Below are 16,768 nucleotides of genomic sequence, written 5' to 3'. Positions count from 1 at the left end.
CCGCGCACGGAGGCCCGCCCTCCGCGACGGCCGCCGCCGCCCACCGGATATCCGTTGAACGCCGACGGCCGTCCGGCTAGGTTCGGGACCGAGACACCACGGCGTGTAGCTCAGCAGCAGAGCACCGGGCTTGCTTCCCGGGGGGCGCAGGGGCGGAACCTGCCACGCCGGCCATGAACGCCAACGCTGATCAGCAGCTCCCCGTCCCGTCCCCGTCCGTCTCCCCGTCGTACGCGGCGGACCGACTCGCGCGGGCCCGGCGCACCGCCGCGACCCACCCGGACACCGCCACGCGCGAGCGGGCGGCGACCCGGATCCGCAAGTGGCAGGACGTCCTGTCGGGCATGGCCCGGGGCACCCTCTCCGTCGGATCGCGCACCCCCGTGGCCGGACTGCCGGCCTGGGTCACCCCCGACGTGGTCACCGGCGGCTTCGCCACCGGCGCCGCCTCCGCGGGCGGGCCACTGCTGCCGCACGAACGGGAGGCCGCCCGTGAGGCGGGCGTCCCCGCCACCCGCGCGGCCCTGTTCGCACACTGCCTCACCGAGGACGGTCTGCGCGGCCTGTGGGCCCTGCTGGACAGCGGGTGCTACGAGGTGCACCTGCCGGAGGAGGCCGCGCTGGCGACCGTCGCGTGGCTGGTGCGGGCCGGGGACTTCGAGGCGGCCGCCGAACTCGTCGGGCTGCTGGAGCCCTTCGCCGACCGGCTCCGCTTCACCCCGCGGCCCGCGGAGCGTCCCGCGCCCGGGGTGGACTCGGTGCACCGGTGGACCGTCGGCGAGGCCTCGGCCGCGCTCGCGCGCCGCAGGCCCAAGGCCGCCGTGGAGACCCAGCGCGAGGCGCTGGCCGTCTGGCGTCCGTTCGAGGACGAGCTGCTCACCCACCGCCTTGAGGCACGCGACGGCGCGCCCGGCCCGCACTGGCACGCGGCGGGAGCGGCCCTGCTGGCACGCTACGGGGCACTCGCGGCCGAGCACACCCGCTGCACGAAGCACCTGGATCCGAAGTCGAACGCCGCCGTCCTGCGACGGGCGTTGGAGGAGCAGGTGGCGGGCCGCGCCCTGACGCCCCGGCTCGGCGGGCTGTTGGAGGTCGCCGTCACCTCGATGGTCGCCAAGCGCGGCCTGCCCGGTTCCGCCGAACACGTCCGGCTGCGGCAGGTCCAGGCCCGGCAGGCGGGGTTGCCGGCGCACCACGCGCTGGCCGCCCTGGTGCTGCGCCGGATCTCCCGGCTCGATCAGGACGGCGGCACGACCGACGTGGAGTCCCCGCTGGTTCCGGTGACGGCGCAGGAGGCGCGGGAGACGGGCCTGCCCGCGGGGGCGGCGATCCCGCCCGCGATCGGGGCCGCCGTCGCGGGCGCGCTCAGCGCGCCGCTGGAGGTGCTCGTGGAGCGGGGGGTGGTCCCCTCGGCCGAGGTGCTGGCCGGGCTGGTTCCGCAGCTCGTCGCCGCGGTGACCGCCGACCGGTACGCGGACGCGGCGCTGCGGACCCTGGTGGCGGCGACGTACCGCGCCTTCCGCAACCGTCGGTCGCTGCTCCTGCTCGACCTCGAACACCAGGTCCGGATCGACGAACTCCCCTGGATCCGGGCGGTCTCCGGGCACCGCGGCAGCGGTGAGGACGTCCGGGAGCCCGCCCACGAGGCGGTGCGCCGGCTCGGCGAACTGGCCGTGCGGGCCTTCCCCGCGACGCTGTTGCCCAACCCGCTGGTCCGTGAGCTGGCGCAGCTCGCGGGTCAGGCGGAGCTGGGCGCCCCCTTCGTGGAGGAGCTGGCCGCCGACATCTTCACGGGGTCGTTCACGCCCAAGTTCCTGGTGGCCGCGCGGGTCGCCGCGGAACTCCTCGACGGGAGTCTGTACGCGCGCTACTACGGCATCGACTACGCGGCGGTGCGCCGCATGGCGGTGGCCCGCGCGGCCGATCGGGCGGCGGGCGTCAACCGGGCTCGCACAGCACCGGACTTCGCACGGATGTGCGCAGACCGGGCGGGGAGCGGCGGCTCCTGGGGGACCGCCGCGAACGGAACGGTGATCGAGCAGGCGCAGATCCTCACCACCCACAACCTCGCCACCTTGGTCGCCCGGGCCGGTATCGCGCCGCTGCCCGGCTGGGCGGGCTTGGCGGGCGACTGCTTCGACGTCGTCTGCCGGTCGGTGGCCCGCGTGGAGGGCAACCCCCGTCCGCTGCCCGCCGTCAAGGACGCGGCGTACGCCTGGCGGCAGATGCTGTTCCACCTCTCGCTGTGCGGGGAGGCGGACCGGCGCGCCGCACTGGCCCGGATCGACGCGGAGGCCGCCCTGCGCCCGGCGCACGTCCGGGCCCGCCTGGCCCCGGCCCTGGCCGGGCTCCGGCTGGTGGCCGGGGGCGGCACGTTCGGTCCGGACGGCACCGCCGACGGCGGTGGCGCCCGGCGGCTGTTGGGCTGGAGCACCGACGGGCATTGGATGTGCCGCGTCGAGGTGCCGGGGCGTCAGGAGGTACCGCGGCGTTAACACGCCGGAGGGGCGGTCCGCCGCCCATCCCGGACGGCCGACACGAACGGATCATGGAATTTGATCCGGATCGACAGGGTGTGATGCATTGATCACGCACCGTTCCCGTCGGTTACCCGGAGGATCTTCCATGCGCACGGTCCGAGAGTCGGTTCTGGACGTCCTGCGGACACGTGGGATGACCACGGTGTTCGGCAACCCCGGTTCCACCGAACTGCCCATGCTCAAGGAGTTCCCGGACGACTTCCGGTACGTCCTGGGGCTCCAGGAGGCCGTGGTCGTCGGGATGGCCGACGGCTTCGCGCTCGCCTCCGGCACCACCGCCCTCGTCAACCTGCACACCGCGCCCGGCACCGGGAACGCGATGGGGGCCGTCCTCAACGCGCGGGCCAACCGCACCCCCATGGTGGTCACCGCGGGCCAGCAGGTGCGGGCCATGCTCACCATGGAGGCCCTCCTCACCAACCCGCAGTCCACGCTGCTGCCCCAGCCCGCGGTGAAGTGGGCGTACGAGCCCCCGCGTCCCGCGGACGTGGCGCCGGCCCTGGCTCGGGCGGTGCAGATCGCCGAGACCCCGCCGCAGGGGCCGGTGTTCGTGTCGCTGCCGATGGACGATTTCGACGTGGTCCTCGACGCGTCCGAGGACGCGGCGGCGCAGCGGACCGCGGCCCGCACCGTGACCCACGCGGCCGTTCCTTCCGACGAGGCGGTGCGCGAGCTCGCCGGACGGCTGGGGGGCGCCCGCAGCGCCGTCCTGGTCGTCGGCAACGACGTGGACGCCGCCGGGGCCTGGGACGCGGTGGTCGCGCTGGCCGAGCGGACGGGGCTGCCCGTGTGGTCGGCTCCGACCGAGGGCCGGGTCGCCTTCCCCAAGTCGCACCCCCAGTACCGGGGAATGCTTCCCCCGGCCATCGCGCCGCTCTCCCGCTGCCTGGAGGGACACGACCTGGTCCTCGTGATCGGCGCCCCGGTGTTCTGCTACTACCCCTACCTCCCGGGCACCTACCTGCCCGACGGTACGGAGCTGGTGCAGCTGACCCGTGACGCCGACGAGGCGGCCCGCGCCCCCGTCGGCGACGCGATCGTCGCCGATCTCACCCTGACCGTACGGGCGTTGTTGGCCGAGCTGCCCGGACGGGAATCCCCCGCCGCGACGGACCGGATCGCGCCGGTGGAGTCCACCGAGACCCTCGACGGGATCCTCACCCCGCTCGCCGCGATGACGGCCGTCGCCAAGGGCGCCCCCGAGAACACCCTGTGGATCAACGAGTCCCCTTCCAACCTGGGGCAGTTCCACGACGCGACCCGGATCTCCACGCCCGGCTCCTTCCTGTTCACCGCGGGCGGCGGCCTGGGCTTCGGCCTCGCCGCGGCCGTCGGCGCCCAGCTCGGCGCCCCCGACCGGCCCGTGGTGTGCGTCATCGGCGACGGTTCCACCCACTACGCCGTCCAGGCCCTGTGGACCGCCGCGGCCTACAAGGTGCCGGTCACCTTCGTCGTCCTCAGCAACCAGCGCTACGCCATCCTGCAGTGGTTCGCCCAGGTGGAACGCGCGCAGGGCGCCCCCGGCCTGGACATCCCCGGCCTCGACATCACCGCCATCGCCACCGGCTACGGCGTACCCGCCCACCGCGCCACCGGCTTCGGTGAACTGACCAAGCTGGTACGCGAGTCGGCCCTCCAGCAGGACGGCCCGGTGCTCATCGACGTCCCCGTCACCACCGAACTCCCCTCGCTGTAGCCCCTCCCGCGCTCGCCCCGCACCGCCCCGGAAGGCCGGTATGCCCCTCACCACCGACACCCCCCTCCTGCGCGCCCTCCGCACCGCGCTGCCCGCCGAAGCACTGCTGACCGACCCCGTCTCCCTGGCCGCGCACTCCAGGGACTCGGCGCCCTTCTCCGAGTGCGGCACCCCGGCGGTGGTCGCCGTACCCCGGACCGCCGAGCAGGTCGAGCACGTCATGCGGACCGCGTACGCGTTGGACGTCCCCGTCGTGCCGCAGGGCGCCCGGACCGGACTGGCGGGCGCCGCCAACGCCGTCGACGGCTGCGTCGTGCTGTCCACCACCGCGATGGACCGGATCCTGTCCGTCGACCCGGCCAACCGGCTGGTCCGCTGCGAGCCCGGGGTCACCACGCGCCGGCTGGCCGAGGCGGTCGCCGAGCACGGGCTGACGTACCCGCCGGACCCGGCCTCGTGGGAGCACTGCACCATCGGCGGGAACATCGCCACCGGCGCCGGCGGCATCTGCTGCGTGAAGTACGGGGTCACCGCGGACTACGTCCTCGACCTCGACCTCGTCCTGCCCGACGGCCGTCGCGTGCGCACCGGCCGCGACACCGCCAAGGGCGTCGCCGGCTACGACCTGACCCGGCTCGTCGTCGGCTCCGAGGGCACCCTCGCCGTCGTCGTCGGAGCGACGCTGGCCCTGCGGCCCGCACGGCCGCCGGCGCTGTCGCTCCTCGCCCAGTTCCCCACGCTGACGGCCGCCGGGGACGCCGTGGCGGCGATCATCGCGGCCGGCCACACCCCGTCCGCGCTCGAACTCCTCGACCGGGCCACCACCGAGGCCGTCGTCGACCTCGGCCGGCACCCCCTGCTGCGCTCGGGCAGCGCAGCCACCCTGATCGTCGAGAGCGACACCGCGAACCCGTCGGCGGACCTCACGGCCATGGAACTGCTCTGCAAGGAGGCCGGCTCCGACCACATCGCGACCTCGGCGACCCCCGAGGAGGCCCGCGAGATCATCGAGGCGCGCCGTCTGGTCAGTACGGCCCTCGCCGCGTACATGGCCTCCCACGGCGGAGGGCTGACCGCCTTCATCGAGGACGTGGCCGTACCCCGCTCCGCCCTGCCCACCCTGGTCGGCATGATCGAGGGGATCGCCGCCCGGCACCGGCTGAAGATCTTCACGCTGGGCCACGCCGGGGACGGCAACCTGCACCCCACCGTCGTCTTCGACCCCGCCGACCCTGACGAGGTGGAGCGCGCCCGTACCGCCTACGACGACATCATGGCGGCCGGCCTCGAACTGGGCGGCACCACCACCGGGGAGCACGGCATCGGGACCCTCAAGCGCGAGTGGCTGGAGCGCGAGCTGGGCCCCGTGTCCCTGGAGCTCCAGCGCGGACTCAAGCGCCTCTTCGACCCGAAGAACCTCCTCAACCCCGGGAAGGTCGTGACGGCATGACGCGGTCCACCGGGACACCCGAGGCCCTGGGCGGGCAGGTGGGCCAGGTGTACGGCCCGCCGCCGGTCCGGGCCGGCCTCGCGGAGGCCCTGCGCTTCGTGGCCACCCACACGCTGCCCGTCTTCGTCCGGGGCGTCGCGAACCCCCGCTTCGGGGTCATGGCGGCGTACGCGCGGATCAACCAGCCCGGCTGGTCGAACGCGACCCTGCGCGCGCTGAAGGCCCGCCACGGCGGAGCGCCCGTACAGGTCCGGGCGCTGTCCGGCGACATGCTCGTGCTGTTCGACCAGGAGGACATCCGCCGGTTCTTCGCGGAGCCCGTGGAGGTCCTCGCGATGGACGCCCCGGACAAGTACCGCAGCCTGTCGGTGTTCGAGCCCACCGGGGTGATCTGCTCCCACGGCGCCGTCCGCGAGGACCGGCGGCGGGTCAACGACCGGGCCCTGGCCTCCGACCGGCCCGTGCACCCGTCCTGTGCGGAGTTCCGAACGGTCGTCGAGGAGGAGTGCCGGCGGCTCACCGCGCGGCCCGTCGTCGACTTCCCGCTGCTGTGGAAGGCGATGACGCGCATCTCCCGGCGCGTGGTCCTCGGCGACCGGGCGGCCGACGACCAGGAACTGTCGGACTGGCTCGTGACCCTGCGCGGCCAGGCCAACTGGATGGGCCGGAGCAAGCCGGAGGCCACCAGGGCCCTGTACGCGAAGGCCGAGTCCCGGATCGCCGGGTACGCGGCCGACGCCCCCGCGCACGCCCTGGTGGCCCGCGCGCTCGTCGAGCCCTCCCCCGAGGGCACGGATCCGCTGGGCCAGACCCACCACTGGTTGCTGGGCATCGACCTGGCCGCCCCGGTCGTGGCCCGGACCCTGCTGCTGTTGGCCCACCATCCCGCCGAGCAGGAAGCGGCCCGCGCGGAGGCCGCCGACCCCGTCCCGGGACTGCCCCGGCTGCGGGCCTGCCTGGAGGAGTCGGCACGGCTCTACCCGATCGTCCCCGACCTGGTACGGGTCACCCGTGCCGAAACCGAGTGGCGCGGGGTCCGCTACCCGGCCGGGACGGACGTCCTGGTCCCGATGGGATTCCACCAGCGCGACCCCGAACAGGTCGACGGCGGGCACCTCTTCGCCCCGGGCCGATGGCTGGTCCCGGGGGTGCGCGACGACACCCGGATCGCCCCCTTCAGCCACGGCGGCGCCCGATGCCCCGGTGAACACATCGCGCTGCTGCTGACCTCGATGGTCTGCGCCGAGGTGCTGCGCGGCCACCGCATCACCGCCGCCCGCCCGTTCCTCGACGTGGGCCGCCCGCTGCCCGGCGTCCTGGACACGGCCGGCATCCGGCTGCGCCTACGGCCCGAGAACCGCTAGCCGGACCCCGAGCCCCCGGTCCCGCCCAACCGCTCACAGCCCGCGCGGGGCTCCCCCGCGCCGCCCCGAGAAGAAAGGCCCCTCGTGTCCGTCACCGAACCGGACGTCGCCTCCCTGCACCACGTCTGCCGTGAGCTGGCGGAGGCCGCCGACACCGTGCGCGAGGCGACCCGTTACGCGTCACGGGTCGCGCTGGGCTCCCGGTTGCCGGCCGCCACCCCGGGGCCCCGTCGGGCGCGGGGTGCCCGGCGGGCCCTGCTCGCCACGCTGATGGATCCGCGGGGGTTCGGCTGGGCGGCGCACGGGCGCGGGCCGCTGGCGGGCGCCGTATGGCTGGCCGGGATCCTGACGAGCCGGGAGAGCCTGGCGGTGAGCCTGGCCGTGGAGGGACTGAAGGCGCGGATCCGGGCCGCCTCGGTGCGCCATCCCGAGCTCCTGGAGAACCCGACCACGTCCCGGGTGCTGCGGGCCATCGACGAGGACCGGCAGGCGGAGGCCGTCCGGATCTTCAAGGGACTGCTGACGGAGAAGGGCGCCGAGTACGCCCTGGCCCTGCTCGCGCCGTCGTTCGCCGACATCATGGCCTGGAACGCGTTGACGGACGAGAACCCCTTCAACGACAACGCGGGCTGGCAGATCGCCACCAACCGGGCTCTGACCTCCGACTTCCTGACGGGGTTCAGCGGCAGCTTCTGGGCCTTCCTCGACCGGGGCCGCGGCCGCGCCGAGCCCCACGAGGCACCGGCGGAACTCCTGGGCGGCCTCGACGCCTCCGGGTCCATCGTCGGGTACGTCCGCAACATCGGGCTGATCGGCACCCGCGGCCTGATGCTGGTCCAGGAGGTCGACGGTCCGGACGGGACGCGCCGCTTCGTCATCCAACTGGCCGGCATGGGCAAGGGGTTCAACGAGGAGGGCCCGCAGGACCTGGTGGGCGCGCTCAACGCGGTGGGCACCACGGACACCGCGTACACCCGGGCGGTCGGCCGGGCGCTGCGCCGCCTCGTCCCGTCCGGGGCGGAGGTGGCGCTGGTCGGGCACAGCCAGGGCGGGATCACCGCCATGAACCTGGCGGCGAGCCCGGACTTCAACGCCCTGTACACGGTGACGCACGTCGTGGCGATCGGCTCTCCCATCGATCACAAACGCGCCGCGGATCCTCGGACGAAGGTGGTCTCCCTCGTCAACGAGCACGACATCGTGCCGACGCTGGAAGGCCGTTCGACGGTGTCCCCGTACGCGCTGCCGGAGCGGTTCACCGAGTTCGCGTGGACCGACGACACCCATGCCTTCCCCCTGTGCCACGCCGCCGAGCGGTACGCGCACAACCTCGAACACGACGTGCCGCACGCGCGGACGCACGTCGATTCCGAACTCGCAGCCTTCCGCGGCCGGGTCACCGGTACGCACCTGTTCACCCTCCACGACCGCTGAGGACCCCGTATGACCGACATCGCCCCGGCGACTCCCCCACCGGCCCCCTCCGAGGCTACGCCGGAAGCCGCCTCCGAAGCCGACGCGACCGCGGGCGAGCGGCTGCTGCCCGGTCAGGCGCGCCGCGCCTCCCCACCCGTCCCGGCCGCCGCGTACGGTCCTCCGGGGCTGTTGGAGCGACTGGAGTCGGCGGCCTTCGCCCGGCTCAACCGCTCCCGCGAGTGGCATGAACTCCCCGCACCCCTCGGACTGTTGAACCTGGCGGTGCTCCGTGAGGACCTGCGCCGGCACAACCTCCACGACACGTTCGGCGCGGGCGGCGAGCGCGACCGCCGGCCGACGGTCCGGCCGGCCCCGTACCGTTCGTACGACGGGTCGGGATACGACCCGTACGACGTGGACATGGGCCGGGTGGGCACCCGGCTGGACCGCAACGCCCCGCTGCACATGGCGTTCCCCGAGGACGACGAGTCCCTGATGGCACCCAGTCCGCGCGAGATCAGCAGGGAGTTGCTGGCCCGGCGCGGATTCGTACCGGCGCCGACCCTCAACCTGCTGGCGGCGGCCTGGATCCAGTTCCAGAACCACGGCTGGGCCAACCACGGGGACAACGAGGAGGCGGAGCCCTTCACCGTCCCGTTGGCCGCCGACGACGACTGGGCCGAGCAGGGCGGCGGCTGTCCGATGCGGGTGAACCGGACCCGCCCCGATCCGGTGGCGCACACCTCCCCGGACGCGCCTCCGACCTACGAGAACACCGTCACGCACTGGTGGGACGGCTCGCAGATCTACGGATCGGACGAGGCGCGCTGCCGGTCCCTGCGCACGGGCGAGCACGGCAAGCTCATCCTGACGGACGGCCGACTGCCCGCCGACCCGCGGCCGGGGATGGAGTGTCTGGACGCGACCGGCATGAACAGCGACTACTGGGCCGGACTGTCGCTGCTGCACACCCTGTTCGCCAAGGAACACAACGCGATCTGCGACCTGGTCCGTTCGCACCATCCCACCTGGGACGACGAGCGGCTCTTCCACACGGCGCGGTTGGTGAACACCGCCCTGATGGCGAAGATCCACACGGTGGAGTGGACGCCGGGCATCCTGGACACCCCGCTGCTCCAGCATTCGATGAACGCCAACTGGCACGGTCTGCTGCCGCGTTGGGTGACGCGCCGGTTCGGTCGGATCGGCGGCGAGGCCCTCGGCGGGATCCTCGGTTCCCGGACCGAACACCACGCGGCGCCGTTCTCCATGACGGAGGAGTTCGTCTCGGCGTACCGGTTGCACCCGCTGATCCCCGACGAGATCACCGTCCGGGACCACCGGCGCGGCGGCGTCCGCAAGGCCGTCGGCTTCGACGACATGCAGGGCGCGACGACCCGTACCTCACTCGACGAGTACGGCACGAGCGACCTGATGTACACCTTCGGCGTGTCGCACCCCGGCGCCCTGGTCCTGCACAACCACCCCGACGCGCTGCGCAACCTCACGCGCCTGTCGGGCGAGCGGATCGACCTCGGGACCGTGGACATCCTGCGCGACCGCGAGCGCGGCATCCCGCGCTACAACGCCTACCGGCAGATGCTGCGCAAGCGGCCGGTGACCTCCTTCGAGGAGCTCACGGGCGGGCACCCGGGCGACACCCCGCTGCTGCGGGAGCTCTACGACGGCCGGCTGGACCGGGTCGACACGCTGGTCGGGAACCTCGCCGAACCGCGCCCGGCGGGCTTCGGATTCAGCGACACCCTGTTCCGCATCTTCATCCTGATGGCCAGCCGGCGTCTGAAGAGCGACCGGTTCTTCACCACCGACTACCGGCCGGAGGTGTACACCGCCGAGGGGCTGCGCTGGGTCGACCGCAACTCGATGGTCACGGTGCTGCTGCGGCACCACCCGGAACTGGCCCCGGCCCTCGACGGCGTGTCCAACGCCTTCGCCCCGTGGAAGGAGCGCTCATGAGCACCGTGCCCGCCGCCCGGCGGCGTCCCACCGGCCCGGCGGACGGCCTGCGCGGCCACGCCGAGGCGCTGCGCGAGCGCGCGGAGCGGCTGCGCGGGGCCTGTGACGGGCTCGACTGGAAGGGCCCCCAGGCGGACGCGTTCCGCGCCCGTGTCGAGGAGCTCGCCCTGCGGTGCACCACGGCCGCCGAGGGTCTGACCCGTTCGGCGGCCCGCTTCGACGAGGGCGCCTGACCCGGGCGCCGCGAAGGCCGGGACGGACCACCGCCGGAAGGCGGTGGTCTACTTCATGCGGTAGGCCGCCTTGTCGGCGAGCTTCCCGTCCTTGAAGCACAGGCGCAGTACGTCGGAACTGCTGTTGTCGGTGCTGGAGAGGTACCAGGCGCAGGTGCTGCCGGTGGGCTCGGCGGGGCCGCCGTCCTTCAGGGCCTCCTTGACGAAGCTGTCGCCCGACGGGAGTTTCGCGCGGACCTCCGTCTCGTTGTCGCCGATCCGCACGGCCTCGTAGACCTTCGGGTCGAGCAGGGTCTTGTCGGCGATGTCGAGGAGCTTCCCCCCGCCGAGGACGAGCGCCACGGCCAGTCCGACGCCCACCACCAGCGCCACGCCGCAACCGATCAGACAACCCTTGCGCTGAGCCACGCCCGTTCCTCCGAGTCCGCCGTGTCCGGTGCCCTTCACCGTGACGTACCGACCTTCGCAGCGGGCGGCGTGGGCGGGCTGTCCCCGAAAGTCTCGGGCCGTCGCAACGATCGTCGTTTCAAGGCGCCGTTCGCGGTCGGACCCCCGGGGCCGTGTATACAAGAGGAGAAGGACGATCCGGACGAAACGAGAGGAACCACCTGTGAGTGAGCCCGTCGAGCCCCTGATCGTCGTCGGAGTGGACGGTTCGAACCATTCGAAGGAAGCGCTGCGCTGGGGCGTCGCCCAGGCCAAGGCCATCGGCGGCCGCGTACACGCCGTCATGAGCTGGGACTGGAACACCAATCCGTTCGCCGTGGGCACGGCCGAACAGGCTGAGCTGGTGCACGTCGAGGACGCGGCGCGGCAGAAGCTGTCGGACACCGTCGCCGAGGCGGTCGGCACCTCGCCCGGCGTGCCGGTGTTCCGCCGTGTCGAGCGGGGCTCGCCGGGCCAGGTGCTGGTGGAGGCGTCGCGTGAGGCGGAGCTGACGGTGGTCGGCACGCGCGGCTACGGCGGGATCAAGGGCGCGCTGCTGGGGTCGGTGAGCCAGCAGGTGGTCCAGTACGCGGCCGGCAGCGTCGTCGTGGTCCGTCACGGCGCCTGACGGGCGGCCGGCTCCCGGCTACGCCTCCCCGGGTACGGGAGCCGTCAGGTCCGAGGGGTCGGTGTTGGCCCCGCACAGGACGACGGCGACCCGCTTCCCCGGCGGCCGGGGTGCGGCGCGCAGCGCGGCCAGGGCGGTGGCGGCGCCCGCCTCGACCACGATCCGGTGTTCCTCCCACAGTTCCCGGCGGGCCGCGGTGATCTGCGCGTCGGTGACGAGCACCGAGTCGACGCCGGTCCGTTGGGCGGCGGCCAGCGCGTCGGCCGAAACCCTGGTGGCACCGAGGGAGTCGGAGGCGACGGAGACGACCGGGACGTCGACCGGGCGGCCCGCGTCCAGGGCGGCGTTGAGGGCCCGGCAGTGTTCGGGTTCGGCGGCGGTGACGTGGACGCCGTGCTCGCGCGCGGCCGTGGCGATGCCCGCGAAGAGTCCGCCGCCGCCGACCGCGACGACGACCGCGTCCAGGCCGGGCAGGGCGTCGCGGATCTCGTCCAGCAGCGTGCCGGCGCCCGCGGCGATCAGCGGATGGTCGTAGGCGTGACTGGCCAGCGCTCCGTGGGCGGCCGCGAACTCCTGGCTCGCGGCGAGCGCTTCGGAGTACCGGTCACCGACGAGGCGCACGTCGGCGCCGTAGCCGCGCAGCCGTTCCACCTTGACGGGACGGGCGTTGACCGGAAGGAACACGGTCGCGGGCACGCCGTGGGCGCGGGCCGCCCAGGCGCAGGCGATGCCGGCGTTCCCGCCGGAGGCTATCGTCACGCCGGCCGCGGGCAGGGAGCCGGCGGCGCGGTGCGCGGCGAGGAAGTTGTGGGCGCCGCGGGCCTTGAAGGAGCCGGTGTGCTGGAGGTACTCCAGCGCGTACCAGACGCCTTCGGCGGCGGGCACGACGGCCGCGGGCCGGACGGCGCCGGCCAGCCGGTCGGCGGCGGCGCGGACGGCGGCGAGGTCGAGCTGCTGTTCCATGGCTGACTGCCTTTCTGGTGACGGGACTTGGGGCGCGGGGTTGCGGGGCGAGGGGGCTCGGGTCGGCGCCTCAGCGGGCCGGCTCCGCGGGTGCGGCCGCCGCGATGAGCTGGCGCAGGGCGCCGTAGTACACCTCGTGGTCGGTCAGCGGGGGCAGTACGTCGGCCGTCGCCCCCGCCAGCACCGGGAACTCGGCCGGATCCAGCGCGGCCAGCGCGGTCCGGGAGGCCGCGGTGGCGGCCGCCGGATCGCGGTGGTCCACGAACGCCGCGCTGCCCAGGGTGAGGAGGTACATGCGGCGGTACACCGTCATCGCCTCGGCCGGGCTCATCCCGGCGGCGACGCTGTCGGCGAGCGCGGGCTCGACGAGCCGGGCGAGCAGCTGGCGGCCGAGCCAGGGGCGACCGCCGCGCAGCACGAGCAGCCCCGGGTGGGCGGTGAGCAGCCGGTACAGGGCGCCGAAGCGCAACTCGGCCGCCTCGGCCCAACCGGTGCCCGCGGGTACGTCGGGGAGTTGGGCGGCGAGGTGCTCGGTGCAGAGGTCCAGCAGTCCGGCGAGGTCGACGCAGCGGCGCTGGACGGTGGCGTGGGAGACGTCGAGCCGACCGGCGAGGGCGCGGAAGCTCAGCTGTCCGGGGCCTTCGTCGTCGAGGATCCGCAGGGCGGCCTCGGCGATCGCCTCCGGGGTCGCCCGGTCGAGGGAGGTTGATCTTCTCGGCATGAGATACACCGTATCAGCCATCGGCACATACGACGTATCAACACTTCCGTGTGATGCCCACTACGGCCATATTGCTGGTCATCGAGCCATATCCCACGACTTGTGTTGACAGCGGGTAGTCACATCGCTGCACTGAGCCCACGACTGCCCGTCGGTACGCCCCCCACGTCAAGGAGACCCCGTGCCGCCTCGCCTGCGTGCGTCGCTCCCCTGTCTGACCGCGGCCGCCCTGCTCGCCCTGTGCCTGTGCCCCGTCCCGGCCTCCGCCTCGGCGGCCGGCTCCTCCCCGGCCGATCCCACCGCGACCTCGGACACCCCGCTGGCGCTCACCCCGCCCATGGGATGGAACAACTGGGCGCACCACATGTGCGACATCGACGAGGCCACGGTCGTCGCCAACGCCGACGCGCTCGTGTCCACCGGGCTCGCCGCCAAGGGCTACGACACCGTCACCATCGACGACTGCTGGATGCTCAAGAGCCGTGACGCCGAAGGCGATCTGGTCGTCGACAGCGAGAAGTTCCCGCACGGCATGACCTGGCTGGGCGAGTACCTGCACGGCAAGGGGCTGAAGTTCGGGATCTACGAGGACGCCGGCTACCTGACGTGCGAGAAGTACCCGGGAAGCGGGGCGCCGAACGGCGGCGGCGCGGACAACTACGCCCGTGACGCACGGCTGTTCGCGTCCTGGAACGTGGACTACGTGAAGATGGACGGCTGCAACCTGTGGGTGCCGCCCGGCAAGACCAAGGAGGAGGCCTATCGGGACGCGTACAACGCCATCGCCAAGGCCCTGCGCGACAGCGGCCGGCCCATGGTGCTCTCGGCCTCCGCGCCCGCCTACTTCCAGCAGGGCGAATGGGGCGGCTCCGACTGGCACAAGGTCCTCGATTGGGTCGGCGAGACGGGCCAGTTGTGGCGCGAGGGCCGGGACATCAAGGTCTACAACCCCGCCGCTCCCGCCACCTCGCGGTGGAGTTCGGTCCTCGGCAACTACGGCTACAACCGCTGGCTCGGCCGGTACGCGGGCCCCGGCAACTGGAACGACCCCGACTTCCTGATCGCGGGCGCCCCCGGGCTGACCCCGGCGGAGAGCCGCAGCCAGGTCGGGCTGTGGGCCATGATGGCCGCTCCGTTCATCCTGTCCTCCGAGGTGTCGGAGCTCACCCCGGAGGGGCTGGCCGCGCTCGGCAACACGGATCTGATCGCCCTGGACCAGGACCGTCTCGGCCGGCAGGGCGCGGTGGTCTCCTCCAACGCCACCTTCGAGGTGCTGGCCCGGCCGCTGGCCGACGGCGACCGTGCCGTGGCGGTGCTCAACCGGTCCGCCACCGCCCGGGACGTCTCCGTACCGCTGGCCGACATCGGTCTGCACTCCTGCACGGTGGACGCGAAGAACCTGTGGGACGGGGAGAGCACCGAGGTGTCGACCTCGCTGACCGGTCGGCTCGACGCGCACGACACGGTCGTGTGGCGGCTGACCCCGCACGGCTGCGCCGACGCCGTACCGACCGGCCAGATCGTCGGCAACGGGTCCAAGTGCGCCGACGGAGCCAACACGACCGGTGTCGGCGCGGTCGTCCTGGCCGGCTGTACCGCCGGCGCCGACCAGCGCTGGACGCTCGGGGAGCACGGGCGACTGCTGCTGGCCGGCGAATGCCTGACGGCAGGTGGGGACGGTCCCATCGAGCTGGCCGGTTGTGCGAACGGCCCGCGGTCGGAGCAGCGTTGGAGCCACCGGCGCGACGGAGCCCTGGTCCACGGCGCGAGCGGGCTGTGCCTGACGGCGCCGGCGGCCGCCGCGACCCCCGACGCACCGGCCGAGCGGCTGCGGCTCGCCGACTGCGGCGACCACCGGCCCGACCAGGCCTGGGCGTTGCCCGTCTGACGGTCCGGGGCCGGCGGGACGATCAGGTCGTGTCGGGTCGCGTCGGGTCGGGTCGCGTCGGGTCGGGTTCGGGCCCGACCGGCCGGGCCCGTCGCATTGCACGACCCGCCGCCCGCCGGCCCGCATCGCGTGTCGTGATCACCCTCCCGGGGGAATCCCGCTCCCCGTGAGGGGGAGCCGTGAGCGAACGGCCACCGTGCGGCGGGGGCACTGGGTTCACTGGCCCGGCCATGGTCAGGGGCGGGCACCGGAGCGATCCGGTGCCCGCCCCTTTCCGACGTCAAGGGCCGCGAGGCCGACCGGCCGACAGGAGTGCACCCGACGTGACCGAGGTGTCCGACGTGTCCGACGTGTCCGAGACCGGCCCCGAGCACCCCGGGGCCGGCGATCTGTGGGGCCGGCTCGCCGACGGCGTGGTGGAATTGCGCAAGCGGCGGCCCGCGGGCCGGGCCGACGGATCCGCGGACGGAACCAATCCGGCGGACCCGCGGTTCCGAATCGCCGTAGAGACCTGCGGATGCGAGGGAATGGGTGCGGATCCCGGAGGATCGGTCCGTGAATGACGCGACACGGGCCGACGAAGGCCTCGCCGTCCTGCTCGGCCGGGTCGCCGAGGGCGACGAGGCGGCCTTCGGCGAGGTGTACGGGGCGGTGTGCGGGCGCGTGCTGGGCGTGACGCTCGCGGTCCTGCGCGACCGCTCCCAGGCCGAGGAGGTGACCCAGGAGGTGTTCGTCGAGGTGTGGCGTACCGCCGGGCGCTACCGGAGCGACCGGGGCAGCGTGCGGACCTGGGTGCTGACGATGGCCCACCGCCGGGCGGTGGACCGGGTCCGGTCGGCCCAGGCATCGACCGACCGGGAACGGCGGGCCGCCCGGCTGGAGTCGGCGCTGCCCGAGTTCGACGAGGTCAGCGAGGCCGCGCTGGAGCGTGACGAGGCCGCCCGGGTGCGCCGCTGCCTGGGCTCGCTGACCGGGATCCAGCGCCAGTCGGTGACCCTGGCCTACTACCGGGGCCTGACCTGCCGAGAGGTGTCCGAGGCGCTGTCCGTGCCGTTGGGTACCGTCAAGACCCGGCTGCGGGACGGCCTGCTGCGGCTGCGTGACTGTCTCGGGGTGAGCGGCTGATGAGCACGGAGAACATGCACGAGGCGACGGGTGCCTACGTCCTGGACGCGCTGTCACCGGCGGAGCGCGCCGCGTTCGAGGAGCACCTGGCGACCTGCCCGGACTGCGCCCGGGAGGTACGGGAGTTCGCGGCGACCGCGGCGCTGCTCGGCGCGGCCGTGTCGGTGGAGCCGCCGCCGGGGATGCGGGACGAGGTGCTGCGCCGGATCCGGGAGGCACCGGCCGCGCCCGGCAAGGACCGGGGCCCGGCCCCGGACCCGGACCGGGCCCCGGGTTCACCGGCCCGGCACGCGGCCCGGGGCGGGAGATAGGCACAGCGTAGTGTATGGTGAAATTTTTAC

At 73.8% G+C, this 16,768-nt stretch carries 15 protein-coding genes and 1 tRNA gene; 13 read left to right on the top strand and 3 right to left on the bottom strand.

The features are described from left to right. Positions 1-99: 99 nt before the first annotated feature. The 8 genes from NOD94_RS28605 to NOD94_RS28570 all read left to right on the top strand — a co-directional run bounded on the left by NOD94_RS28605 (position 100) and on the right by NOD94_RS28570 (position 10,676). Positions 100-174 (top strand) — tRNA-Ala (locus NOD94_RS28605). Continuing rightward, positions 174-2,495 carry a hypothetical protein gene (locus NOD94_RS28600; protein ID WP_281209023.1) on the top strand — a complete coding sequence of 774 codons (2,322 nt, stop codon included), beginning with the start codon at positions 174-176 and terminating at the stop codon, positions 2,493-2,495. Before NOD94_RS28605 ends, NOD94_RS28600 begins: the two co-directional genes overlap by 1 nt. A 130-nt stretch (positions 2,496-2,625) precedes the next feature. After that, complete coding sequence (gene mdlC, locus NOD94_RS28595) at positions 2,626-4,236, top strand: benzoylformate decarboxylase (protein ID WP_281209021.1); 1,611 nt, start codon at positions 2,626-2,628, stop codon at positions 4,234-4,236. 40 nt (positions 4,237-4,276) lie between these two features. After that, positions 4,277-5,686, top strand: coding sequence for an FAD-linked oxidase C-terminal domain-containing protein (locus tag NOD94_RS28590; protein WP_281209020.1), 1,410 nt, complete (start codon positions 4,277-4,279; stop codon positions 5,684-5,686). Further along, positions 5,683-7,050 carry a cytochrome P450 gene (locus NOD94_RS28585; RefSeq protein ID WP_281209019.1) on the top strand — a complete coding sequence of 456 codons (1,368 nt, stop codon included), beginning with the start codon at positions 5,683-5,685 and terminating at the stop codon, positions 7,048-7,050. Before NOD94_RS28590 ends, NOD94_RS28585 begins: the two co-directional genes overlap by 4 nt. An 84-nt stretch (positions 7,051-7,134) precedes the next feature. Beyond that, a complete protein-coding gene (locus NOD94_RS28580) occupies positions 7,135-8,484 on the top strand; it encodes a hypothetical protein (RefSeq protein WP_281209018.1) in 1,350 nt (449 codons plus the stop codon). 9 nt (positions 8,485-8,493) lie between these two features. Further along, complete coding sequence (locus tag NOD94_RS28575) at positions 8,494-10,443, top strand: peroxidase family protein (RefSeq protein WP_281209017.1); 1,950 nt, start codon at positions 8,494-8,496, stop codon at positions 10,441-10,443. Continuing rightward, positions 10,440-10,676 (top strand): hypothetical protein, encoded by a 237-nt coding sequence (locus NOD94_RS28570; protein WP_281209016.1) that lies wholly within the window; start codon positions 10,440-10,442, stop codon positions 10,674-10,676. Before NOD94_RS28575 ends, NOD94_RS28570 begins: the two co-directional genes overlap by 4 nt. 48 nt (positions 10,677-10,724) lie before the next feature. Here NOD94_RS28570 and NOD94_RS28565 read toward each other — a convergent pair whose 3' ends face one another. Then, the gene (locus NOD94_RS28565; RefSeq protein WP_281209015.1) at positions 10,725-11,084 is read right to left on the bottom strand and encodes a hypothetical protein; all 360 of its coding nucleotides are present in this window, start codon (positions 11,082-11,084) and stop codon (positions 10,725-10,727) included. A gap of 202 nt (positions 11,085-11,286) precedes the next feature. Between NOD94_RS28565 and NOD94_RS28560 the strand changes: the two genes are divergently transcribed. After that, positions 11,287-11,730: a universal stress protein gene (locus NOD94_RS28560; RefSeq protein ID WP_281209014.1), complete on the top strand. Its 444-nt coding sequence runs from the start codon at positions 11,287-11,289 to the stop codon at positions 11,728-11,730. A gap of 18 nt (positions 11,731-11,748) precedes the next feature. On the opposite strand, the gene NOD94_RS28555 is transcribed toward NOD94_RS28560, so the two are convergent. Continuing rightward, positions 11,749-12,693: a serine/threonine dehydratase gene (locus NOD94_RS28555; protein WP_281209013.1), complete on the bottom strand. Its 945-nt coding sequence runs from the start codon at positions 12,691-12,693 to the stop codon at positions 11,749-11,751. 70 nt (positions 12,694-12,763) lie between these two features. Further along, complete coding sequence (locus NOD94_RS28550) at positions 12,764-13,414, bottom strand: TetR/AcrR family transcriptional regulator (RefSeq protein ID WP_281209012.1); 651 nt, start codon at positions 13,412-13,414, stop codon at positions 12,764-12,766. Between the two features lie 181 nt (positions 13,415-13,595). Between NOD94_RS28550 and NOD94_RS28545 the strand changes: the two genes are divergently transcribed. The 4 genes from NOD94_RS28545 to NOD94_RS28530 all read left to right on the top strand — a co-directional run bounded on the left by NOD94_RS28545 (position 13,596) and on the right by NOD94_RS28530 (position 16,738). Continuing rightward, entirely contained in the window at positions 13,596-15,302 is a 1,707-nt protein-coding gene (locus tag NOD94_RS28545) for a ricin-type beta-trefoil lectin domain protein (RefSeq protein ID WP_281209011.1), read from the top strand. A 323-nt stretch (positions 15,303-15,625) separates the two neighbouring features. Next, positions 15,626-15,865 (top strand): hypothetical protein, encoded by a 240-nt coding sequence (locus tag NOD94_RS28540; protein WP_281209010.1) that lies wholly within the window; start codon positions 15,626-15,628, stop codon positions 15,863-15,865. Further along, positions 15,858-16,427: an ECF RNA polymerase sigma factor SigK gene (gene sigK, locus NOD94_RS28535; protein WP_281209009.1), complete on the top strand. Its 570-nt coding sequence runs from the start codon at positions 15,858-15,860 to the stop codon at positions 16,425-16,427. The genes NOD94_RS28540 and sigK overlap by 8 nt, the downstream gene beginning before the upstream one ends. Next, positions 16,427-16,738, top strand: coding sequence for a zf-HC2 domain-containing protein (locus NOD94_RS28530; protein WP_281209008.1), 312 nt, complete (start codon positions 16,427-16,429; stop codon positions 16,736-16,738). Before sigK ends, NOD94_RS28530 begins: the two co-directional genes overlap by 1 nt. Positions 16,739-16,768: the final 30 nt, after the last annotated feature.

The organism is Streptomyces sp. Isolate_45 (genome assembly GCF_024721315.2).
Classification (GTDB): domain Bacteria; phylum Actinomycetota; class Actinomycetes; order Streptomycetales; family Streptomycetaceae; genus Streptomyces.
The sequence above is the reverse complement of the archived record's forward strand: the minus strand, read 5'-3'. Positions and strand labels throughout refer to the sequence as shown.